Source organism: Tropicimonas sp., assembly GCF_047971885.1.
In the GTDB taxonomy this organism is placed as follows: Bacteria; Pseudomonadota; Alphaproteobacteria; order Rhodobacterales; family Rhodobacteraceae; genus Tropicimonas.
The window spans coordinates 83,511-105,208 of record NZ_JBKEAE010000027.1; the positions used below are offsets into that span (position 1 = coordinate 83,511).

Sequence of the window (21,698 nt, forward strand, 5' to 3'; positions counted from 1 at the left end):
GGATCTGATGCGAAAAGTATCGTTGCCAATTGGCAAACTGATATGCTAGTTTTCTAACATAGTCAATCCGTCTGTGACCCATGACAAAACGTCTCGCTCAATTGTCTCTCGATCCGATCGTCCGCCCGAGCGTGGCCGATCAGGTGTTCGAGAAGCTGCATGGCGAAATCGTTTCGCTTGCGCTGCCGCCCGATACCCGCATGTCCGAGATCGACGTCGCCAGGGCGCTCGGCACCTCGCGGCAGCCGGTGCGCGACGCGTTCTACCGGCTCTCGAAACTGGGGTTTCTGGAGATCCGTCCGCAGCGCGCAACCCGCGTCAGCCTCATCTCCGTCGACATGGTGATGGAGGCGCGGTTCGTCCGCACGGCGCTGGAGACCGAGGTTGTCCGGATCGCCAGCGAACGGGCGACCGAAGAGGGTATTGCACCGCTGCGGGAGAATATCGACGGGCAGGCGAAAGCTGTCATGGTGGATGACAGGGCGCTGTTTCACCACCTCGACGACGAGTTCCATCGCGGCATCTCGGTCATGTCCGGACATCCGTTTGCCTGGAAGACGATCAGCGAAAGCAAGGCTCATCTCGACCGCGTGCGGCTGCTGTCTCTGTCGTTCAATCAGGCGAACACGCTGGAAGAGCACCGCGGGATACTTGCGGCGATCGAATCGCGCGACGGCGATCTGGCCGTGTCACGGATGCGCCGGCACCTGTCGCGGCTGATCGAGGAGATCGACCGCATCCGGTCTGAAAACCGGAGCTATTTCGACGGTGGTGACGAGGACTGATTCGAACGGTCCTGACGACCGACCGTGCTCGCCGTCGAAAGATAGGTTGCGCCCCCTGCGATATTGATCCTGTCATGCAACGGAGGGCGGCGCCCGCCCGGGCCTGCTGAAGCGGCCGTTCCGGGCGAAGGGAAAGCTCCGCATGTCCGCAAAGCCGATTGTCGCCAACGGTCGGTCCCTGTGCGGTTGAATCGGAAGCAGCGAAACCGCAAACGCCCCGCCATTGGCGAGGCGTTCGAAGGGGCCTCGGGGCGAGACCCGATATGTTCACGAGGGAGTCTCTCCTGAACGGTATCAGCCTATACCCGCACGGCCGAAAAGTCGACTGTTTCCGTAGGTATTCGGCGGTGTACTCCCGCATCCAGGCGCTTCAGGTGCGCACGTCTGGCTCGGAACGGCCCGTCCGCGCGCCGATTTCGGCAATCTCGCCGGCGGCGCGAATGATGTCGGCCAGTGCCTCCTGCGGGTCGCGGTCCATCGCGCCGGGATCTTCGCAGACATCTTCGAGGTAGACCCGCAGCGTGGCACCCACCGTTCCGGTGCCCGACAGCCGGAATACCGCGCGGCCGCCACCCTCGAACAGGATGCGGATACCCTGATGTGCCGAATGCGATCCGTCGACCGGATCGTCATAGGCGAACTCGTCGGCGCGGCGCACGGTGCAGCCGGCATGGGTTTCGCCGGGCAGCGAAGCGAAGCGTGACCGCAGGTGATCCATCAGCCCTTCGGCGGCGGTTGCGTCGACGCCTTCGTAATCGTGCCGGGAATAATAGTTGCGTCCGTATTCCGCCCAGTGGTCGGCGAGCATCCGTTTCACCGGCTTGCCCGTCACCGCAAGGATGTTGAGCCACAGAAGAACCGCCCAGAGCCCGTCTTTCTCGCGCACGTGGTTCGAGCCGGTTCCGGCGCTTTCCTCGCCGCAGATCGTGGCGCGGCCTGCGTCAAGCAGGTTGCCGAAGAACTTCCAGCCGGTCGGGGTTTCGTAGCAGTCGATGCCCAGCTTCGCGGCCACCCTGTCCACCGCCTCGGAGGTTGGCATCGAGCGCGCGATACCGGCTAGGCCGCCGGCGTAACCCGGCGCGAGATGGGCGTTGGCGGCCAGAACCGCCAGCGAATCGGACGGGGTGACATAGGCGCCGCGGCCGACGATCATGTTGCGGTCTCCGTCACCGTCCGAGGCGGCGCCGAAATCGGGGGCGTCGGCGGCGAACATGGTGTCCATCAGATCGCTGGCCCAGATCGGGTTGGGGTCGGGGTGCATGCCGCCGAAATCGGGCAGCGGCACGGCGTTGACAACCGAACCCGCGGGCGCGCCGAGACGGCGTTCGAGGATTTCCCTGGCATAGGGGCCGGTGATCGCGTTCATCGCATCGAACCGGAGGGTGAAGCCGCCGGCCAGCAGGCGCGCGATGGCGTCGAAATCGAACAGCTTCTCCATCAGCGCGGCATAGTCGGCGACCGGGTCGACCACCTCGACAACCATGTCGCCCAGCCCGGTTTCGCCGATCTTCGAAAGATCGACATCTTCCGACACCAGAATGTCGTAGCTGGTGATCTGCCGCGTCGCTTCGTAGATGCGACCGGTCACCTCTTCCGGGGCGGGACCGCCGTTTGGCGTGTTGAACTTCACGCCGAAATCCTCTTTCGGCCCGCCCGGGTTGTGGCTGGCCGACATGATGATACCGCCATCGGTCTGGCGCAGGCGGATCATGTTCGACGCGGCGGGCGTCGACATCAGCGCGTTCTGCCCGACGATCACCCGTGCGCAGCCCTGTGCTGCCGCCATCCGCAGGATCACCTGTGCGGCGCGATCGTTGAAATAGCGCCCGTCGCCGCCCAGGACGAGCGTCTTGCCGGCCACGCCGCCGATACCGCTAAAGATCGACTGGATGAAGTTCTCGAGGTACTTCGGCTGCATGAAAACCTCGGTTTTCTTGCGCAGTCCCGACGTGCCGGGCTTCTGGCCCCCGATCGGTGCAGTCTCGACGGTGATGCGTTCCATGGCTCACTCCCTTCGGCCGGACAGTGTCATAATCTCTGCGGCGCGGGCCACTGCCGGATGTTCGGCCAGCGCGGCGGCGGTCACCGGCAGACGGTGGCGCCAGTTGGGATAGGTATCGACGGTTCCGGGCAGGTTTTCCTGCGCCCCGATTTCCAGAATATCCTCAATCTGCAAGGCGACCAGACGGCTTTTCACGCTGCCGACGAATTCGTGCATCGGATCGGGGTCGGACCCGTCGCTGCCCGCAAGGGCATCGAAGCCCGCAACCTCGGTGCGGCGCCAGTCGAGCGCATTCGGCAGGTCCCCGCCGCTGACATAGCCGAGTTCATGGCGAAGCGTGATATCGCTTGCGTTTCGCCACCCGGCCCAGGTGGGCACATCGTGGGTGCCGAACGAGGCGAGCGCCGCTTCGGTATAGTCGCCGGCCGGACGGAAATTGCCGTGTTCGGTCTGTTCGAACATTACCAGCCGGCAGCCCAGAACGCCCGAGGTGGCCATTGCGTCCTGCAGGCCATCGGGAACGTTGCCCAGATCCTCGCCGATCACCGTCGCGCCGGCGCGGGCCGCCTCGATCCGGACCACGGCCAGCAGCGCGTCGCGCGGCATCACCACATAGGTTCCCGGCGCATCGGCCTCGATCGGTACCCAGAAGGCGCGCTCGAACCCGAGCACATGGTCGATCCGCAGCAGCTTCGAATAGCGGAACTGCCGGCGGAGGGTTTCGGCGAACGGGCGGAAGTGCATCCGCGCCAGCGCGCGCGGGTTGAAGGGGGCCAGCGCCCAGACCTGTCCATCGGGCGAAAAGGCATCGGGCGGCGCGCCGAGCGATACGCCCCCGGCGAACACCTCGCCCTCGGCCCAGGTCTCGGCACCGAAAGGGTGGGTGCCGACGGCAAGGTCGAGATAAAGCCCGAAGCGCATGCGCCCGGATCCGGCGGCATCGGCGACGGCCTGAAGCTGCGTTTCGGCAAGCCATTGCGACCAGGCGTGAAAGCGAATGGCGGCGGCATTCCGGGACGCAAAGGCGGCCACTTCGGCGGACGATCTGTCCTGACAGGCGACGGGCCAGTCGCACCAGTAGGGTCCGAGTTCGTCCGACAGTGCCTGATGGAGGGCAAAGGCCTCGAGCGCCGGGCCCTCGGCCTCGCGCCAGCTATCGAAGGCGGCGCAGCCCCCTTCGGCCTCGAACGCGGCGAAGGCATCGTCAAGCGCGGCGCGCTGTGCCGCCACATGGGCCGGATAGTCGATCAGTTCGCCACCGATCCTGTGCGCCTGCGGGACCGCCAGATGGACAGTGTTCAGCCGGCGCCGGTGCGACGGGGAATAGGGGCTGACGGTTGTCGGGTCAGTCGGAAAGACAGCGTGAACCGGATTCAGCCCGACGAACTGCGCCCCCTGCGCGGCAAGCCCGGTAACGGCGGTGCGCAGATCGGCATAGTCGCCCAGACCGCCCTGTTTCGCCGTCTTCAACCCGTAGAGCGGCAGGGTGATTCCCCAGCCGGGTTCCGGCAGCGGCAGGCTGGCCGGTCCGACCAGAAGGGTCGTCTCGTTGCCGTCGAGGTCGAGCACGTGGATGCCCAGCGGCAGCGCCGGCAGCTCGAGCGCCGCGCCTGCGGCAAGTATCAGTACGCCGCCATCTTCCAGTTTCAGCCGCACGTCATGTGCCGGACGTGAGAGGTTGTGCCGCGTGGCAACGTCGTTTTCGAGGATCAGCCAGCGCGGCAGTGCGCGGTCTGCCGATTCCATCCTGAAGGCGGCGAGCGATGCCTCCACCTCGGTGTCCGTCGCGACGGCGAACCCCATCGCGGCAAGCAGCGCGCGGTCGGTCGCCGCCCCGGTCTCGAAGCGGTGTCCAAGCTGGTCCCAGTAATCGTCGTAGATTCCAGAGAGGTGCGCCAGTTGCCGCAGGGCGCCGGTCATTCGGTCTGCCCCAGCACGAAGACGGTTACGGATTGCGCCGCGATCGGCACCTCGGGCTTGCGGATCGTGACCGGCTTGCGCTCGGGTTCGGCGGTGTCGATCGACAGCACCCAGTGCTGCCCCTTCGGCGGAACCGGCAGGCGGGTGGTCGTGTCGCCGCCGGCGTTGAACACCGCGAAGATCGCGTTTTCCGAGGCCGAATAGACCGGCGTGCCCGAAGCCGTCCGCATTTCGACGCAGACCATGCGCAGGGCCGGATCCACCCAGTCGGGGGTTGCCATCGGCTTGCCGTCGGCACGCCACCAGAACAGATCCTCGCGCCCGTCGATGCGGCGTTCGCGCGAATGAAGGAATACCTGCTGCCTGAGAATGGGATGATCGCGGCGGAAGCGGATCATCCTGGCGGTGAACTTCATGAAGTCCATGTCCGCGTGGTCCCAGTCGATCCACGAGATCGGATTGTCCTGGGCATAGGCGTTGTTGTTGCCCATCTGGCTGTTGCCCAGTTCGTCGCCGGCCAGCAGCATCGGCGTGCCTTGGCTCAGCATCAGCGTCGCGATCATGGCGCGCTTGCGGCGGTTGCGGGCAGCGATAATGCCCGGATCGTCGGTTGGACCCTCCCAGCCGAAATTGTCCGAGTAGTTTTCGGAATGGCCGTCGCGGTTGTCCTCGCCGTTGGCGTCGTTGTGCTTGCCGTTGTAGCTGACCACATCCTGAAGCGTGAAACCGTCGTGCGCGGTGATCATGTTGACCGACGCGGTGGCCGGGCGGCCGGAATGGTCGAATTCGGCCGCCGAACCGGTGAGACGCCCGGCCAGATCCGGCGCACGGCCCGGATCGCCGCGCCAGAACCGGCGCACACCGTCGCGGAAACGGTCGTTCCATTCGTGAAAGGGCGGCGGGAACCCGCCGAGCCGGTAGCCGCCGGGGCCAATGTCCCACGGCTCGGCGATCAGCTTGACCTGGGTCAGCACCGGGTCCTGACGCACGGCATCGAAAAAGCTCGCGCCCGGATCGAAGCCGTAATCGGTGCGCCCGAGCGTCGAGCACAGATCGAACCGGAAGCCATCGACATGCATCACCTGCACCCAGTAGCGCAGGCTGTCCATCACCATGCGCAGCACCATCGGGTGGTCAAGGTTCAGCGTGTTCCCGGTGCCCGTATCGTTGATGTAATACCGCCTGTCCTGCATCAGCCGGTAGTAGCTCAGGTTGTCGAGGCCGCGGAAGCTGAGCGTCGGGCCAAGCTCGTTGCCCTCGCAGGTGTGGTTGTAGACGACATCGAGGATCACCTCGATCCCGGCGCGATGCAGCCGGGCGACCATCTGCTGGAACTCGCTGATGCGGCCCTCGCTGAGGTAGCGGGGGTCCGGTGCGAAGAAGCCCAGTGTCTGGTAACCCCAGTAGTTGCTCAGGCCCTTGTCGTGCAGGAAACGGTCGGTCAGGAATGCCTGCACCGGCAGCAGTTCGATCGCCGTGATGCCGAGGGTGGTGAGATAGTCCAGCATCGGATCGGAGGCGAGGCCGAGAAACGTCCCCTCGGGCGCGACCTTGGGGTGCAGTTCGGTGAAACCCTTCACATGGGCTTCGTAGATGATGCTCTGGGCGATGGGTGTGCGCGGAGGCTGGTCGTATCCCCACGAAAACGTCGGGTCCTCGACCACGCAGCGCGGCATGTAGGGGGCGCTGTCGCGCGTGTCGAACGACAGATCGCGCGCATTCGACCCGATCTGGTACCCCATCAGGGCATCGTGCCAGACCGGCATTCCGGTCAGGCGCTTGGCATAGGGATCGAGCAGCAGCTTGTTGGGATTGAAGCGGTGACCGACATCGGGCCGGTAGGGACCGTGTGCGCGCAGCCCGTAATACTGGCCCGGCCGGAGGCCCGAAACATAGCCGTACCACACATCGCCATCGCGTTCGGGCAGGCGCATGCGTTGCAGTTCGGTGCGTCCGTCCTCGGAAAAAAGACAGACCTCCATCGCGGTCGCATATTGCGAGAAGACGGCGAAGTTGACGCCGTCACCGTCGAAGGTAGCTCCCAGCGGGGCAGGTCGACCCGCTGAAATAGCAAATTCCGGATGCCTCACAACTACTGCCTCACGGTTTCCTGGCGGCCTGCTCGTACAGCGCAGCATATGCCGCAGCGGATTGCTCCCAGCCAACCGGATGTTTCATCCCGTTGGCCTGAATCCGCTGCCAGACATCCGGCTGCCCATAAAGGTCGCAGATTTGCACCAGCGCGCGCCGCAATGCATCGGCCTCGACCGGCGCGAAAACCACGCCGGTCGACACGCCGGCAGAGACGGTCGCGTAAGTCGACGGGATCACCGTATCGACCAGACCGCCGGTATGCGCCACCACGGGAACGGTTCCGTAGCGCAGGCCGTAAAGCTGGGTCAGCCCGCAGGGCTCGAACCGCGACGGTACCAGAATGGCGTCGCCGCCGGCGATCATGCGGTGCGACAGCTTCTCGTCATAGCCGATGCGAACTGCCACACGGCCCGGATTCGCCGCCGCCAGGCCGCCGAACCGCTGTTCCATCCACGGCTCGCCCGACCCCAGCAGTGCCAGTTGCCCGCCGCGTTCCAGCAGTGCCGGTACCGCCTGCAACAGAAGGTCCAGCCCCTTCTGTTCGGTCAGGCGCGAGACGACAACGCAGAGCGGTCCGCCATCGGGTGCGAGCCCCAGTTCCTCGGCCAGCGCGGCGCGCGCCCTGGCCTTGCCGCGAGGCGCCTTGTAGGCTGCGATATTCGCGTCGGTGGCGGGGTTCCAGACCCCGGTGTCGATCCCGTTCAGGATGCCCGAGAAATCGGCCGACCGGTGCCGCAGGATACCGTCGAACCCCATGCCGAACCCGGGCGTCATGAGCTCTTCGGCATAGGTCGGGCTGACGGTGTTGATCCTGTCGGAATAGGCGATCCCGGCCTTCAGTGCCGAGATGCGGCCGAAGAACTCGAATCCGCCGGCGTTGTAGCCTTCGATCGGAAGGCGCAGCCATCCCATCCGGTCGGCCCCGACCGAGCCGGTGAAGGCGATATTGTGGATGGTGATCAGCGAGCCGACGGTATGCGCCCCGCCCAGCCGTTGCAGATAGACCGGCGCGAAACCGCCCTGCCAGTCGTGCGTGTGCAGGATATCCGGCTTCCACCCCGCCGCGCCATAGGTGCAGATCTGGGCCGCCATCCAGCTCAGCGCGGCGAAGCGCTCGGGATTGTCCCACCAGTCGAAACCGTCCGGCGCGGCATAGGGGCCGCCGTTGCGGTAGAACAGGTGGGCGGCGTCCAGTACGTAAACGTCAAGCCCGCCGGCCCGGCCGTGCAGGATCTGGGCCGGCCCGCCGAAGAGGTTGCTGTCGGTAAAGACCTGAACCGGATTCTCCAGCGCATCGTGCACCACCGGATAGCCCGGCAGCAGCGTGCGCATCTCGACCCCGAGCGGCGCCAGCGCCGCAGGCAGGGCGCCCGCAACGTCGGCCAGCCCCCCAGTCTTGATCAGGGGGGCGCATTCGGAGGCGACCGAAAGGACCTTCATGACAGAGCCGCGGCCCGCCGGTTCAGCATGTTCTGGGTAATCAGCGTGATGCCGTTATCCGACACGCGGAACCACTTTGCATCCTCGTCCCGGTCCTCGCCGACCACCAGCCCCTCGGGGATGACCACGCCACGGTCGATCACCGCGTTGCGCAGGCGCGCGTGCCGGTGGACGGTCACGTAGGGCAGGATCACCGCATGGTCGAGCACCGAGTAGGAATTGGTCTTGACCATGGTGAACATCAGCGAGTTGCGCACCTCGGTTCCCGAGATGATGCAGCCGCCCGAAACCATCGACGAGATGGCGGTACCGCGCCGGTCGTTTTCGTCGTGAATGAACTTCGCCGGCGGGACGCTTTCCGAATAGGTCCAGATCGGCCAGTTGGTATCCCACAGGTCCAGTTCCGGGGTGAAATCGGTCAGATCGATATTGGCCTTCCAGAAGGCATCGACGGTTCCGACATCGCGCCAGTAGGCGGGGGCAGAGGGGTCGGACTTGACGCAGCTGTCGGTGAAGCGATGGGCAACCGCCTTGCCGTTCCTGACCAGGTTGGGGATGATGTCGTGGCCGAAGTCGTGGCTCGAATTGGGATCCTCGGAATCGAGCAGCAGGATTTCGCGCAGGAACTTCCACGAAAACGCGTAGATCCCCATCGAGGCCAGCGCCATGTCGGGATCGTCCGGCGTTGCGGGGGGATCGGCCGGCTTTTCGATGAAGTCGATGATCCGGCTGGTCTGGTCCACCGCCATCACGCCAAATGCGCTGGCTTCCGCGCGCGGCACGGTCAGGCAGCCGATGGTCACGTCGGCGCCGGCGTCGACGTGCTGCTGCAACATCATCTCGTAGTCCATCTTGTAGATGTGATCGCCGGCCAGCACGAGGATGTAGTCGATCTTGTAGCTGTCGATGATGTCGATGTTCTGGCGCACTGCGTCGGCGGTGCCCATGTACCAGTTCTCGCCACCCATGCGCTGCGACGCGGGCAGGATATCGAGAAACTCGTTGCGCTCGGCGCGGAAGAAATCCCAGCCCCGCTGGCAGTGACGGATCAGCGAATGGGCCTTGTATTGCGTGGCGATCGCCATCTTCCGGATGCCGGAGTTGAGCGCGTTCGACAAAGCGAAATCGACGATCCGGGTTTTTCCGCCAAAATAGACCGCGGGTTTTGCGCGGTTGTCTGTCAGTTCCTTGAGACGGCTGCCGCGCCCCCCGGCAAGCACGTAGGCCATGGCTCTCGACGAAAGCCGCGCGTGCGAGTTCATCATGGGATATCCCTCCTCCCGGTTGTACGCAATTCAGTCGCCCTCGTGGACGAACACAAGTGTTGTCAGCGGCGGGATGGTGACGGCGGCAGAGAAATCCTGCCCGTGCCAGTCGCGCTCTTCGGCGGTGACCGATCCCATGTTGCCGCGCCCGCCGCCGCCATAGGCGGTGGCATCGGTGTTGAGCGCCTCGCGCCAGCGCCCGCCGGCCGGGAAGCCGACCCTGTAGCCGCTGCGTTCCACCGGGGTGAAGTTGCAGACAACGACCGCCTCGGGGTCGCCGGCCTCGCCGCGGCGTATCCAGGCATAGACCGAATTGTCCATGTCGTTGGCTTCGAGCCATTCGAAACCGCCGGGCTGGCAATCCTTGACGTAGAGCGCCGGTGTGGTGGTGTAGAGCGTGTTGAGATCCCGGACCAGGCGCTGCACCCCCGCGTGGGTGGGGTATTCGGCCGCCTGCCAGTCGATCTGCTCCTGATAGTTCCACTCGGACCATTGCGCGATCTCGCAGCCCATGAAGAGCAGCTTCTTGCCCGGATGACCCCACATGAAACCGTAATAGGCGCGCAGGTTGGCGAATTTCTCGCCCTCCGGCCCCGGCATCTTGGTCAGCATCGAACCCTTGCCGTGCACCACCTCGTCATGGCTGATCGGCAGGATGAAATTCTCGCTGAAAGCGTAGTGGATGCCGAAGGTCATCTGGTGGTGATGGTGCTTGCGATGGACGGGTTCGCGCTCGATATAGTCGAGCGTGTCGTTCATCCAGCCCATGTTCCACTTGAAGCCGAAGCCCAGCCCGCCCGCGTCGACGGGTTTGGACACGCCAGGGAACGAGGTGCTTTCCTCGGCCGCCGTCAGGATGCCCGGCACCTCGCCGTAGCAGATGGCGTTGGTCCGTTGCAGCAGGGCGATGGCCTCGTAGTTCTCGCGCCCGCCATCCTTGTTGGGAATCCACTCGCCCTCCTTGCGCGAGTAGTCGCGATAGAGCATCGAGGCGACCGCATCCACCCGCAGCCCGTCTACATGGTATTCCTCAAGCCAGTAGAGCGCGTTGGAGATCAGGAAATTGGCGACCTCGGTCCGGCCGTAGTTGTAGATCGCGGTGTTCCAGTCCTGATGGAACCCCTCGCGCGGATCGGCGTGCTCGTAAAGTGCGGTTCCGTCGAACTGCATCAGCCCGTGCACGTCGGTCGGAAAATGGCCGGGAACCCAGTCGAGGATGACGCCAAGCCCGGCGCGGTGCGCGGCATCGACCAGATCGCGGAACTCGTGCGGCGGGCCGAAGCGGATGGTCGGCGCGAACAGACCGATGGGCTGATAGCCCCACGATCCGTCGAAGGGGTATTCGCTGATCGGCAGGAACTCGATATGGGTGAAGCCCATCTCCTTGACATAGGCAACCAGCTCGCCGGCGGCTTCCTTGTAGGAAAGGGGGCGGTTGCCCTCGGCGCGGATGCGCTTCCACGAGCCGAGATGCACCTCGTAGATCGAGATCGGCTTGTCATGGCGGTTGATGTCGGGGCGCGCCTCCATCCATGCCTTGTCGTGCCAGCCATAGCCCGCGATGTCGCGCACGACGCTGGCGGTGGCGGGCGGATGTTCGGCGCCAAAGCCGACCGGATCCGCCTTGAGCGCCATCAACTGGCCCTGCGCGCCGATGATCTCGTACTTGTAGGAGGCGCCGTCGCCGATGCCGGGGATGAAGATTTCCCACACACCGGTGACACCGCGCCGCCGCATCGGGCTGCGCCGCCCGTCCCAGGAATTGTAGTCGCAGACGACGGCGACGCGCTGCGCGTTGGGCGCCCAGACCGCGAAATGGCTGCCGCGCACGCCCTCGTGCTCCATCACATGGGCGCCGAGAACCTTCCACACCCGCCGGTGTGTACCCTCGCCGAGAAGGTACTCGTCCATCTCGCCGATGACGGGGGAAAAGCGATAGGGATCTTCATTCAGCCAGGTTTCGCCGGCGGCGCTCGTCCCTTTCAACTGATAGGCAGTCCGCTGCGGAATCCTGCCGCAGAAGACACCCGGAACGCCCGGATAGGGAGCGAGCGGATAGTCCGTTCCACCGATCACGGCAGCCATGGAACCTGCCCCCGGATCGAAGGCGGTGACCCAGACATCGCCTTCGAACTCATGCGGGCCGAGCACCGCAAACGGATCCGAGAGCCTCCCCCCGGCGATTCTCCATGCGGTTTCGGTGTCGTGCGGAAACTTCGGGTCTTCTGTCAACGTGTCTGTCATGGCTTCACGCTACTCCTTCACTTCGTTTCCGCAACCCGGCACCTATTCGGCGGCGTCCGCGACCAGGGGGGCCGCCTCGGCGTGCCAGATATCGGCCATATAGCCATGGATCGTCCGGTCTGACGAGAACCAGCCCGAACGCGCCGTATTCAGGGCCGCCATCCGCGACCAGTGTGCGCGGTCGAGGAAGGCGGTGTCGATCTCGCGCTGCGCGCGCCAGTAATCGGTGAAATCGGAGCAGACCATGAAATAATCCTGGTACTCCAGATTGTCGGCGATACCGCGGTAGCGGCCCGGATCCTCGGGGCTGAACCGGCCCGAGCGGATCGTCTCGATGGCACGGGCAAGCCGCGGATCGGCGGCGATCGCGCGCGCGGCATGGCCCTCTATCTTGCGGCGCTCCTCCACCTCGTCGGCGGTCATGCCGAAGAGGAAGAAGTTGTCGGCCCCCACCAGTTCGCGAATCTCGACATTCGCGCCGTCGAGCGTTCCGACAGTGGGCGCGCCGTTGAGAGCGAACTTCATGTTGCCGGTTCCGCTCGCTTCCTTGCCGGCGGTCGAGATCTGCTCGGACAGGTCGGCGGCCGGGATCAGGCGCTCGGCCAGGCTGACGTTGTAGTTCGGCGGAAAGACGACCTTCAGGTAGCGGCTGGTCAGCGGATCGCTGTTGAGCACCTTCGCGATGTCGTTGGTCAGGTGCACGATCTCCTTGGCGAAGAGATAGCCCGGGAAGGCCTTGCCGCCGAAGATCTTCACGCGCGGGGTCCAGCCATGGTTCGGATTGTCGCGGATCTCGAGCCAGTGCGCGATCGTTTCAAGCAGGTTCAGGTGCTGACGCTTGTATTCGTGGATGCGTTTGACCTGAATGTCGAAGATCGCTTCGGGATCGACGCTGACCTCGAGTTCGCTGGCGAACCAGCGGGCCAGGTCGTCCTTGTTGGCGCGCTTCGCGGCGGCGAAACGGTCGAGAAAGGCGGTGTCGTCGATGAAAGGCTCCAGCTTCGCAAGCTGTTCGAGATCGTCGACCCAGCCCTCGCCGATGGTTTCGGTGATCAGCCCGGACAGGCGCGGGTTGCTTGCCAGCAGCCAGCGGCGCGGCGTGACACCGTTGGTCTCGTTGACGATCCTGCCCGGGTGCAACTCGTTCAGGTCCTTGAAGACGGTGGTCTTCATCAGTTCGGTGTGCAGCGCCGAAACGCCATTGACCTTGTGTGACATGACAAAGCCCAGCGTGCCCATGTGCACCTTGCCGTCGCGGTGCGAGGCGATCGCCCGGGGGCCGTTCTCGCGCCGTTCCAGATCGTCGATCCGGTCGATCAACTGCATGTGGCGCGGCAGCAGCCGGCCCATGCGGGCCTCGCCCCAGGTTTCCAGCGCTTCGGGCAGCAGGGTGTGGTTGGTGTAGGACAGCGTCTTGCGCGCGATGGCGACAGCCTCGTCGAAATCCATGCCGCGCTCGTCGTGGAGCAGGCGGACAAGCTCCGGGCCGGCGATGGCTGGGTGCGTGTCGTTCATCTGGATCGCGGCCTTCCTGGGCAGCAGGGCCAGATCATTGTATTCGCTTTCGAAGCGGCGGAGGATGTCGCGCAGCGACGCGGCGGTGAAGAAGTACTCCTGCTTCAGCCGCAGTTCCTTGCCCTGTTCGGTGGTGTCATCCGGGTAGAGTACCCGCGACAGCGTGCGCGCCAGTGCCTCGGGCTCGGCGGCGGCGGCATAGTCGCCGCGGTTGAACCGTGCCAGATCGAAGCCGCGCATCGGACGGGCCTCCCACAGACGCAGCGTATTGCCCCAGCGGCCCTTCCAGCCGATTGCCGGCGTGTCGTGCCCCATCGCGATCAGCAGTTCCGACGGGTACCAGTTGGCGCGATTGCCCATCTCCTGCACATGGCCGCCAAAGCCGATGTCGATCGAAACCTCGGGGCGCACGAATTCCCACGGGTCGGTCTGGCTCAGCCAGTCCTCGGGCTCCTCGATCTGGCGGCCGTCCTCGAAGCTTTGCCGGAACAGACCGTTTTCGTAGCGGATGCCGTAGCCCATGGCAGGCAGGCCAAGCGTGGCCATCGATTCCATGAAGCAGGCGGCCAGCCGGCCGAGGCCGCCATTGCCGAGCGCAGCGTCGGGCTCGTCTTCGAGCAGCGCCTTGTAGTCGAGCTTCAGTTCGCTCAGCGCGTCGAGCGTGATGTCTTCCAGACGCAGGTTGATGATGGCGTCCTGCAACAGGCGGCCGATCAGGAACTCCATCGACAGGTAATACACGCGCTTGCACTTTTCGGCATAGGAGCGGCGGGTGGATTCGAACCAGTGATCGACGATCCTGTCGCGAACGGCATAGGACAGGGCCATGCGCCAGTCATAGACCTGGGCGTGGCCCGCGTCCTTGCCGAGCGTGTAGACCAGATGATGGAGGATGGCGGATTTCATGTCGGCGGAGGTCATACGGTATCCTTTGGGGTGCGCGGGCGGTCCGCGCTACTCATAATCTGTCAGCGCCGGTTATTTCCGAGTGGGTGCTGTCGCGCAAGTCCCGCGATATCCGGCGACTGACGCCGCGACGCCCGGCACCGCGAGGCGGGAATCCGCCGGGGTGGGGTGTTTTCCCGTCCGCAACGGGCGTTACCCGGCGCGCAGACGGGTATTTTGCGCCGATTCGCGCCGCGATGGCCTTCGGAAACGGGAGTCCGGCTGTGGCCGTTAGCGCGCACAGTCACAGAAAAATCGCGTTTTCCTGAATACCAAAGCGCTATGGACGCGCCAGCATGTCGCAGTCTGGAAGCGCCCGAAACGCCGCCGGCGGGAATCGGTATTCGCCCCGAGCGCCTGTCGATCCGCCGCTGTGGCCGGTGTCGTCAGCGCACCGGCCGGGCGCGCTGATCCATCCACCGCATCACCAGCATGATCGCCAGGGCGGCGAGCGTCAGCAGGAAGGTCCCGATCATCAGCGGCAGCGGCGTGCCGTCGAAGGCAAGCCCGATGGGAATGGCGAGCAGCACCGCAATGACCGTCGCGGCCGAGCCGGTGACCGATGCGGTCAGTCCGGCCAGATGCCCCATCGGTTCCATCGCCAGCGCGTTGAGGTTTCCCAGTGTCAGCCCGGTCTGGAAGAAGATGCCCGCCGTCCAGACCACATAGACGGCGAACTGGGCCGGCTGGCCGAGAGAGCCGCCGAGAAACGACGCCACCACCACGCCCGAGATGACAACCTGGATGGCGAACATGGTGGTGATCATGTAGCGCATCCCCAGCCGCCCGACGAGCGCGGCGTTGACCAGCCCCGAAGTGCCCGAACAAAGCGCGATGCCGCCGAACCAGAGAGGGAAGTCGGCGCCGTGGCCATAGGTCTCGTCGAATATCTGCTGGGTGGACGAGATGGTCGAAAACAGGATGGCGAAGCCGATCGACTGGGCTGCCAGCGAAAGGACAACCACCCGGTTGGTGAAGATCTCGCGTATCCCCTCGAACAGAACGGCAAGCCGGAACGAACGGCGCTCGTGCCGGGGCAGGGTCTCGGCCTGCCGGGTGACCAGCCAGATCGTGGCGATGCCGCAAAACAGGATGAAGGCGCCAAAGATCGCCCGCCATCCGGCGGCCATGATGATCGCCGCGCCGATGGTTGGCGCAAGGGCCGGAACGATGGTGAAGACCAGCATGATGAACGACATCAGCCGCGCCATCTGCCGCCCCGAGTAGAGATCGCGGATCATCGCCATGCCGACGACGCGAGGGCCCGCCGCGCCGATGCCCTGCAACATGCGCGCGGCGAACATGGCCTCGATGGTCGCGGCGCGCCACGCCATCACCGCGCCCAGCATGTAGAGCGCCGCCCCGAAGACGATCACCGGCTTGCGCCCGACACCGTCCGAAACCGGACCGGTGAACAGGGTGCCAATCCCCATGCCCAGAACGAAACTGGTGATGATCAGCTGGGCGCGGTTCGGATCGGCGGCGCTGATCTCGGCCGCGATCTCGGGCAGGGCCGGCAGCATCGCGTCGATCGAGAAGGCGACCACCGCAAAGGACATCGCCATCATCGCGATGAACTCGGCCATCGGCAGGCGCCTGACCGGGTGGGGATGAAGCAGCGTATCGCTCATCGGGGGCTTTCGATCTGGTCGTTGATCTCGTCGATCAGTTTCACCCAGAGGTCGGAGGGCTGCGCCCCCGGGACGACATGCTGATTGGCGATGACGAATGTCGGAACGCCGGTAACGCCGCGTTCGCGCGCGCTGGCGTCGCGGGCGCGGATATCGTCGGCATCGGCATCCGAGGCGAGCAGCCGGTGGATCATCGCCGCGTCCATGCCGATGCTGTCGGCGATATCGGCCAGAACCTCGTGCGCGCCGATATCGCGCCCCTGCGCGAAATAGGCCTCGAACTGGCGCCGACCGCCGGCGTCTGGCGCCCCTCGATTCCGGCCCAGTGGATCAGGCGGTGCGCGTCGAGCGTGCTGGGCGTCCGCTCGATGGCCCCGAAGTCGATGGCGAGCCCCGCCTGCCCGGCGGCCTCGGCGACACGTGCATAGGCGGCGACCGCCTGCTCCCTGCCGCCGAACTTGGTTTCCAGATAGTCCCGCCGGTCCATGCCCTGGGGCGGCATGTCGGGGTTGAGCTGGAACGGATGCCATTCGATGGCGAACGGATGGTCCGGCCGTGTTTCGAGGGCGCGGAACAGGTTTGCCTTGCCGATATAGCACCACGGACAAATCGGATCGGAGAGGATGTCGAGCTTGATCATTCCCGTCCTCTAGCAGCCTGATCCCCGAAGCCAAGGACAAATACCGCACAGGCCCCCTGCGCCGGTGCCGGGAAACGCCCGTCAGGCAGGTGGCGCGCGCCGCAGCGACTTGCGGTCGATCTTGCCGTTTCCGGCCCGGGGCAGGGTGGGCAGGCGGGTGAAGATGCGCGGGCATTTGTATCGCGCCAGCCGTTCGGCGGCGAAGATCTCAAGCGCCTGCGCGTCGAGCGGCACGGCGCTGGTATAGAACGCCCCGATCACCCGCGTATCGGCCTTTACCTCGATCTCGGCGCAGGCGATTTCGGAAATGTCCGGGTGGGTCGCCAGCACGGCCTCAACCTCGAGCGGCGAAACCCGGTAGCCGCCGGCGTTCATCATGTCGTCGTCGCGGCCCAGAAAGGAGATGGCGCCGTCGGCCGCCATGACCACGGTATCGCCTGTGACGAACCACTCGCCGCGGTAGCGCGCGGCGGTATCGCCGGGCGCGTCGAGGTATTCCAGCATCAGTCCCGGGTCGCTGCGATGCACCGCCAGCGTGCCGGGCGTTCCGCGCGCGACGGGGGCACCGTCGCCGTCCAGAACGGCGAGACGGCGCCCGCGCTGCGGATAGCCGCTTGTCCCCTCGGGAGCGGGGCGGCCGGGGCTGCCTGACAGGTAGGTCGAAACCTCGGACATGCCGAGCGCCTCGTGCACCACCCGGCCGGTCGCCGCGTGCCAGGCCTTGCGGGTTGCGTCGGGCAGGCGTTCGCCGGCGGCAAGCCCGTGTCGCAGCTTCGGCAGATCGAGTGCCGGGTGTTCGCGCAGCATCTGGCGATAGACACCGGGAGCGGCGGCGAAAAGCGTCGCGTCGTGGCGCCTGAGCAGCAGGGGAAGCTGCGCCGGGCTCACCCCGTCGGCGGGGATGAGTGCTGTCGCGCCGATGGCCCAGGGGTCCATCAGCCCGGTGCCGAGCGTGAAGGTCCAGTTGAAGGCGCCGGCGTGCAGCAGCCGGTCGTCCTCGTGCAGGTCGTACCAGTCGCGCCACATCATCTGCCGCGCCCAGATCGCGCGGTGCGCGTGGACCACCCCGCGCGGCTGCCCCGAGGTGCCGGAGGTGTAGACGATATAGGCAGGCCGGTTCGGATCGCCCATCGCCGGCGGCGCCGGCGGGCAGGTCTCCATCTCGCGCAGCGCGAGCGCGGGAAGAACCGGCACGTCGCTCCCTTCGGGCAGCGAGATGTCGGGCGCGGCGATGATGGCGGCAGGGCGCGTCTCGGCGGCGATGCGGCTGATTTCGGGCACAGTCAGGGCGGCCGAGGCGGGGATGGGGACGATCCCGGCCCAGATCGCGCCGAGATAGGCGAGCGGAAATTCCACCTCGTTGCCCAGCCGCATCAGCAGCCGGTCGCCGGGTTGCAGCCCGGATTCCATCAGGCCCGCCGCGATCCCCTCGACTGCCTGCGCCAGCGCACCGTAGCGCCAGCGCGTCGCCCGCGCCGGCGAGACGATGGCAAGCGCGGTCTTGTCGGCCAGTTGCCCGGCCCGGCCCAGCACATGGGCGGCCATGTTGAAACTGTCGGGCGGCGGAACCGGGCCGCCATCGCGATGGATCGAGGTCATGCCAACCGGTACGAAACCGGAGCGCATCTGGCAAGCGGCGCCATTGCACGAGGCTTTGCCGCGCCCTAGAAGAACGCCATGTCAGAACACGTCCAGCAGACCGACCCCCGATCCCTGATCCGCATCGCCCGCGAGGCCGGCGGTCCGGCCGAGGTGCAGGCGCTCGATCTCGGCGAACGGGTGCGGGCGCTGCGCAAGGCCAAGGGCTGGACGCTGGAACAGGCCGCCGGGCAGGCGGGGCTGGCGCGTTCGACCCTGTCGAAGATCGAGAACGGCCAGATGTCGCCCACCTATGAGGCGCTTAAGAAACTGGCCGAGGGGCTGAAGATCTCGGTGCCGCAGCTTTTCACGCCGCCCGCGCAGTCCGGCGCCAACGGCCGGCTTTCGCTGACCACAGCAGGCGAGGGCGCGGCGCATGCCACCGCCACCTACGAGCACGAGCTTCTGGCCGGGAACCTGACCGGCAAGAAGATGCTGCCCTACCGGGCGCGAATCCGTGCCCGCGCGATGGAGGAGTTCGACGGCTGGGTCCGCCACGAGGGCGAGGAGTTCCTGCTGGTGCTGACCGGCGTGATCCGTCTCTATACCGAGTTCTACGCCCCCGTTGAACTGCGCCGGGGCGACAGCGCCTATTACGACGCGACGATGGGCCACAACGTGGTCTCGGTCAGCCAGGAGGACGCCACGATCCTCTGGGTGACGGCCCTGACCTGACCGGCGGTCTTCACTTTGTCGTGCCGTCACAACGAACGCCCGTTCGGTGCGCTACTGCGAGGAAGCGGCCGCCCGTGCGGGCGGTCGGCCGCCGGCCCGGCGGGGCTGACGCCCCTTGTTCCGGGCCGGGGCTGACCTTCGAACGGCAGCTTTGCCCCGCACAGCCACCATTCTCGTTGCGTGCGGCGAAGGCCCGCATGCAGTCGCATGTGCCGGGCGTGCGTTGGGTGGCGTGCAACGACATATGCAACCGCCCGGTCATTCGTCGGGCGGGATCAGGCCCAGTCCGCGCAGGTAGATACCGATCCCGCTTTCCAGAAGTTCCTCGGGCGGGAACAGGCTGCGTCCGCTCGGGGTTCCGCGTGCGAACAGCTCGACCACCCCGTGGCACAGCGCCAGGATATGGGCCGAGACCATCTGCGGTGGCGGGCGCCGGTCGGGGGGAAGGCGCAGAAGCAGATCCCCGGCCGCGCGTTCGAACACCTGCGTGGCGCGGTGCGAGGCGGCGGCGAGTTCGGGGCTGTCCTGCAGCGACAGACCGCTTTCGAACATCGCCTGATAATAGCCGGGGTATTTGCGGGCGAACGCCAGATAGGCCCGGCCCGTCGCCTCGAAGCTCGCCAGCGCCGAGGGCTGGCCCTTCTGGAAGGCGAAATCCATCAGATCGGTGAAGATGTCGAATCCCTGCAGGGCGATGGCGGCGATCAGGTCGTCGCGCCCCTGAAAATGCCGGTAGACCGCCGCCGGCGTGACGCCGGCGACCTTGGCCGCTTCCGAAAGCGTGAAACCCTGCGGGCCCTTCTCCTCGATCAGCTTCAGCGCGGCGTCGATCAGCGCCTGCCGGAGGTTCCCGTGGTGGTAGCCCCGTTTAGGCATGAATCAGGGCAGGACCTCCGCAGATCTGCGTGTCGGGCGTGCCGACGACCTTTTCCTTCTTGCCGTCGTATTCGATCTGGCTCAGCACCAGCTTGATGCTCTCGATACGGGCGCGGCGCTTGTCGTCGGCGCGGATCACCGTCCACGGGGCATAGATCTCGTGCGAAAGGTGCAGCGTTTCCGAAATCGCCTCGGAATATTCCTCCCAGTAGTTCAGGCCGTCGACGTCGATCTGCGACAGCTTCCACTGTTTCAGCGGATCGCTTTCGCGCGACAGCATGCGGTTGAGCTGTTCGGCCTGGCTGATGTTGAGCCAGATCTTGAACAGGCGGATGCCGTCCTCGACCAGCAGTTTCTCGAAATCGGGCAATTGCTTGAAAAAGGCCTGGCGCTCGGTATCGGTGCAGAAACCGAAGACCTTTTCCACCACGCCGCGGTTGTACCACGAACGGTCGAACAGGCAGATTTCGCCGCCCGCCGGCATCTGCTCGACATAGCGCTGGAAATACCATTGCCGCGCCTCGCGGTTGGTCGGTGCCGACAGGGCGACCACCCGCGCCGAACGGGGGTTCATGTGCTCCATGAAACGCTTGATGGCACCGCCCTTGCCGGCGGTGTCGCGCCCCTCGAAGACCACCGCGATCCGCTCGCCGACGCGGTGCGCCCATGCCTGAAGCTTTACCAGTTCGATCTGCAGCTTGAGCAGTGTCTCCTCGTATTCGTCCTTGTCCAGCCGCGAATCGTAGGGATAGCCGAAGTTGAGGATCGGCTTGCCGCTACCTTCCTTGATCGCCTCGCGGACCGAAGCGGGGGCCTTTTTCTTGTAAAAGGCGCTGATCGCGCCATTGAACGGCAGACTCGACATGGAACCTCCTCACTCTTCGCGGCCACTGCGCAGTATGTCGGGCGCTGCAGTTCAGCGCAATCCGGCCGGTTCCGCAGCGCGACCAATCGCTGCAACCGTTGCATCCGGGGCGGGGTGATGCCCCGGTGCCAGGGTAACCGGGTATCCGCCGCCTGCTACCGCTCGGGAAAGTACCGCCCGGTGCCGATCGCCGCCATGTCGAACGGGGTCGACTGGTAGATCTCGTTGAGCCAGTTGCCGTAGAGAAGATGGGCATGGCTGCGCCAGCGGTTGGTCGGTATCTCGTGCGGGTCGTCGTGCGGATAATAGTTGACCGGCACGTTGATGGGTTTGCCGGCCGCGACGTCGCGGTCGTACTCCTCCTTGAGCGTGCCGCTGTCGTATTCGAAGTGGTTGAACATGTAGAGCGCCCGGTGGTCCGGGTCCTCGATCAGTGCCGGGCCGGTCTCGTCCGAGGAGATCAGCGGGATCAGGCCGGGCTGCGCCTCGACCTCGTCCTGCCGGACCTCGGTCCAGCGGCTGACCGGCATCAGCAGATCGTCGGAAAACCCACGCAGATAGGGTGAGGCAGGGGCAAGATTCTGGTGCCGGATACAGCCGAAGGCCTTGTGGTCGAGCAGGTACTTCCGCACCCCGTGGAAGTGGTACAGCATCGCCATCCCCCCCCAGCAGACGCCGAAGGTCGAATGTACGTTGCTCTGGGTCCAGTCGAAAATGCGCCTCAACTCGTCCCAGTAGGTCACCTCGTCATAGGGCAGGTGTTCGATCGGGGCGCCGGTGATGATCAGACCGTCGAACTTCTCGTCCGTCAGGTCGGTCCACGGGCGATAGAACTCCTCCATGTGTTCAGCGGCGGTGTTTCTGGTCTCGTGCGACGAGATGCGGATAAGCTGAAAGTCGATCTGAAGCGGCGTCGCGCCGATCAGCCGGGCAAATTGCGTTTCGGTCTGGATCTTCTTCGGCATCAGGTTCAGCAGACCGATGCGGATCGGGCGGATGTCCTGCCGTTCCGCGCGCCCTTCACCCATGACCATCACGCCTTCGTTCTGAAGAACGTCGAAGGCGGGCAGGTTTTCGGGCAGGGTGATGGGCATTTTCGTCGTCCTTGTGGGTTGTCCCTGTGAATGAGAGCGCAGAGATATGCCACCCGGCCGCGCTTCTCA

At 65.5% G+C, this 21,698-nt stretch carries 14 protein-coding genes and 1 pseudogene; 2 read left to right on the top strand and 13 right to left on the bottom strand.

What is annotated here, in order from left to right; genetic code table 11:
* Window positions 1-80: 80 nt before the first annotated feature.
* A complete protein-coding gene (locus tag ACK5IR_RS03750) occupies window positions 81-785 on the top strand; it encodes a GntR family transcriptional regulator (protein ID WP_416926055.1) in 705 nt (234 codons plus the stop codon).
* A 370-nt stretch (window positions 786-1,155) separates the two neighbouring features.
* Here ACK5IR_RS03750 and ACK5IR_RS03755 read toward each other — a convergent pair whose 3' ends face one another.
* The 10 genes and pseudogenes from ACK5IR_RS03755 to ACK5IR_RS03800 all read right to left on the bottom strand — a co-directional run bounded on the left by ACK5IR_RS03755 (window position 1,156) and on the right by ACK5IR_RS03800 (window position 18,080).
* Window positions 1,156-2,787 (bottom strand): alpha-D-glucose phosphate-specific phosphoglucomutase, encoded by a 1,632-nt coding sequence (locus ACK5IR_RS03755; RefSeq protein WP_416926057.1) that lies wholly within the window; start codon window positions 2,785-2,787, stop codon window positions 1,156-1,158.
* Between the two features lie 3 nt (window positions 2,788-2,790).
* Window positions 2,791-4,707 carry a 4-alpha-glucanotransferase gene (malQ, locus tag ACK5IR_RS03760; protein ID WP_416926059.1) on the bottom strand — a complete coding sequence of 639 codons (1,917 nt, stop codon included), beginning with the start codon at window positions 4,705-4,707 and terminating at the stop codon, window positions 2,791-2,793.
* Window positions 4,704-6,845: a glycogen debranching protein GlgX gene (glgX, locus tag ACK5IR_RS03765; RefSeq protein WP_416926061.1), complete on the bottom strand. Its 2,142-nt coding sequence runs from the start codon at window positions 6,843-6,845 to the stop codon at window positions 4,704-4,706. The genes malQ and glgX overlap by 4 nt, the downstream gene beginning before the upstream one ends.
* Window positions 6,808-8,241 (bottom strand): glycogen synthase GlgA, encoded by a 1,434-nt coding sequence (gene glgA / locus ACK5IR_RS03770; RefSeq protein ID WP_416926063.1) that lies wholly within the window; start codon window positions 8,239-8,241, stop codon window positions 6,808-6,810. Before glgA ends, glgX begins: the two co-directional genes overlap by 38 nt.
* Window positions 8,238-9,506 carry a glucose-1-phosphate adenylyltransferase gene (gene glgC, locus ACK5IR_RS03775; RefSeq protein WP_416926065.1) on the bottom strand — a complete coding sequence of 423 codons (1,269 nt, stop codon included), beginning with the start codon at window positions 9,504-9,506 and terminating at the stop codon, window positions 8,238-8,240. Before glgC ends, glgA begins: the two co-directional genes overlap by 4 nt.
* Window positions 9,507-9,536: 30 nt before the next feature.
* Window positions 9,537-11,750 carry a 1,4-alpha-glucan branching protein GlgB gene (glgB, locus tag ACK5IR_RS03780; protein ID WP_416926067.1) on the bottom strand — a complete coding sequence of 738 codons (2,214 nt, stop codon included), beginning with the start codon at window positions 11,748-11,750 and terminating at the stop codon, window positions 9,537-9,539.
* A 42-nt stretch (window positions 11,751-11,792) separates the two neighbouring features.
* The gene (locus tag ACK5IR_RS03785) at window positions 11,793-14,186 is read right to left on the bottom strand and encodes a glycogen/starch/alpha-glucan phosphorylase (protein WP_416926069.1); all 2,394 of its coding nucleotides are present in this window, start codon (window positions 14,184-14,186) and stop codon (window positions 11,793-11,795) included.
* 410 nt (window positions 14,187-14,596) lie between these two features.
* Window positions 14,597-15,841 (bottom strand): multidrug effflux MFS transporter, encoded by a 1,245-nt coding sequence (locus ACK5IR_RS03790; protein ID WP_416926071.1) that lies wholly within the window; start codon window positions 15,839-15,841, stop codon window positions 14,597-14,599.
* Window positions 15,838-16,481 (bottom strand): annotated as a pseudogene (locus tag ACK5IR_RS03795) (DsbA family oxidoreductase). Before ACK5IR_RS03795 ends, ACK5IR_RS03790 begins: the two are co-directional and overlap by 4 nt.
* Window positions 16,482-16,562: 81 nt before the next feature.
* Window positions 16,563-18,080: an AMP-binding protein gene (locus ACK5IR_RS03800; protein WP_416926105.1), complete on the bottom strand. Its 1,518-nt coding sequence runs from the start codon at window positions 18,078-18,080 to the stop codon at window positions 16,563-16,565.
* A 78-nt stretch (window positions 18,081-18,158) separates the two neighbouring features.
* Here ACK5IR_RS03800 and ACK5IR_RS03805 point away from each other — a divergent pair, with 78 nt between their 5' ends.
* The gene (locus ACK5IR_RS03805; RefSeq protein ID WP_416926073.1) at window positions 18,159-18,794 is read left to right on the top strand and encodes a helix-turn-helix domain-containing protein; all 636 of its coding nucleotides are present in this window, start codon (window positions 18,159-18,161) and stop codon (window positions 18,792-18,794) included.
* 258 nt (window positions 18,795-19,052) lie between these two features.
* On the opposite strand, the gene ACK5IR_RS03810 is transcribed toward ACK5IR_RS03805, so the two are convergent.
* The 3 genes from ACK5IR_RS03810 to metA all read right to left on the bottom strand — a co-directional run bounded on the left by ACK5IR_RS03810 (window position 19,053) and on the right by metA (window position 21,629).
* Entirely contained in the window at window positions 19,053-19,670 is a 618-nt protein-coding gene (locus ACK5IR_RS03810) for a TetR/AcrR family transcriptional regulator (protein WP_416926075.1), read from the bottom strand.
* The gene (gene ppk2, locus ACK5IR_RS03815; RefSeq protein ID WP_416926077.1) at window positions 19,663-20,535 is read right to left on the bottom strand and encodes a polyphosphate kinase 2; all 873 of its coding nucleotides are present in this window, start codon (window positions 20,533-20,535) and stop codon (window positions 19,663-19,665) included. Before ppk2 ends, ACK5IR_RS03810 begins: the two co-directional genes overlap by 8 nt.
* A gap of 155 nt (window positions 20,536-20,690) precedes the next feature.
* The gene (metA, locus tag ACK5IR_RS03820) at window positions 20,691-21,629 is read right to left on the bottom strand and encodes a homoserine O-acetyltransferase MetA (protein WP_416926079.1); all 939 of its coding nucleotides are present in this window, start codon (window positions 21,627-21,629) and stop codon (window positions 20,691-20,693) included.
* Window positions 21,630-21,698 lie beyond the last annotated feature (69 nt).

Bases quoted from the DNA above. Each gene is read 5' to 3' on its own strand.
- ACK5IR_RS03750 (WP_416926055.1), top strand. From the start codon at position 81: ATGACAAAACGTCTCGCTCAATTGTCTCTCGATCCGATCGTCCGCCCG.
- ACK5IR_RS03755 (WP_416926057.1), bottom strand. From the start codon at position 2,787: ATGGAACGCATCACCGTCGAGACTGCACCGATCGGGGGCCAGAAGCCC.
- malQ (WP_416926059.1), bottom strand. From the start codon at position 4,707: ATGACCGGCGCCCTGCGGCAACTGGCGCACCTCTCTGGAATCTACGAC.
- glgX (WP_416926061.1), bottom strand. From the start codon at position 6,845: ATGCTGCGCTGTACGAGCAGGCCGCCAGGAAACCGTGAGGCAGTAGTT.
- glgA (WP_416926063.1), bottom strand. From the start codon at position 8,241: ATGAAGGTCCTTTCGGTCGCCTCCGAATGCGCCCCCCTGATCAAGACT.
- glgC (WP_416926065.1), bottom strand. From the start codon at position 9,506: ATGATGAACTCGCACGCGCGGCTTTCGTCGAGAGCCATGGCCTACGTG.
- glgB (WP_416926067.1), bottom strand. From the start codon at position 11,750: ATGACAGACACGTTGACAGAAGACCCGAAGTTTCCGCACGACACCGAA.
- ACK5IR_RS03785 (WP_416926069.1), bottom strand. From the start codon at position 14,186: ATGACCTCCGCCGACATGAAATCCGCCATCCTCCATCATCTGGTCTAC.
- ACK5IR_RS03790 (WP_416926071.1), bottom strand. From the start codon at position 15,841: ATGAGCGATACGCTGCTTCATCCCCACCCGGTCAGGCGCCTGCCGATG.
- ACK5IR_RS03800 (WP_416926105.1), bottom strand. From the start codon at position 18,080: ATGACCTCGATCCATCGCGATGGCGGCCCGGTTCCGCCGCCCGACAGT.
- ACK5IR_RS03805 (WP_416926073.1), top strand. From the start codon at position 18,159: ATGTCAGAACACGTCCAGCAGACCGACCCCCGATCCCTGATCCGCATC.
- ACK5IR_RS03810 (WP_416926075.1), bottom strand. From the start codon at position 19,670: ATGCCTAAACGGGGCTACCACCACGGGAACCTCCGGCAGGCGCTGATC.
- ppk2 (WP_416926077.1), bottom strand. From the start codon at position 20,535: ATGTCGAGTCTGCCGTTCAATGGCGCGATCAGCGCCTTTTACAAGAAA.
- metA (WP_416926079.1), bottom strand. From the start codon at position 21,629: ATGCCCATCACCCTGCCCGAAAACCTGCCCGCCTTCGACGTTCTTCAG.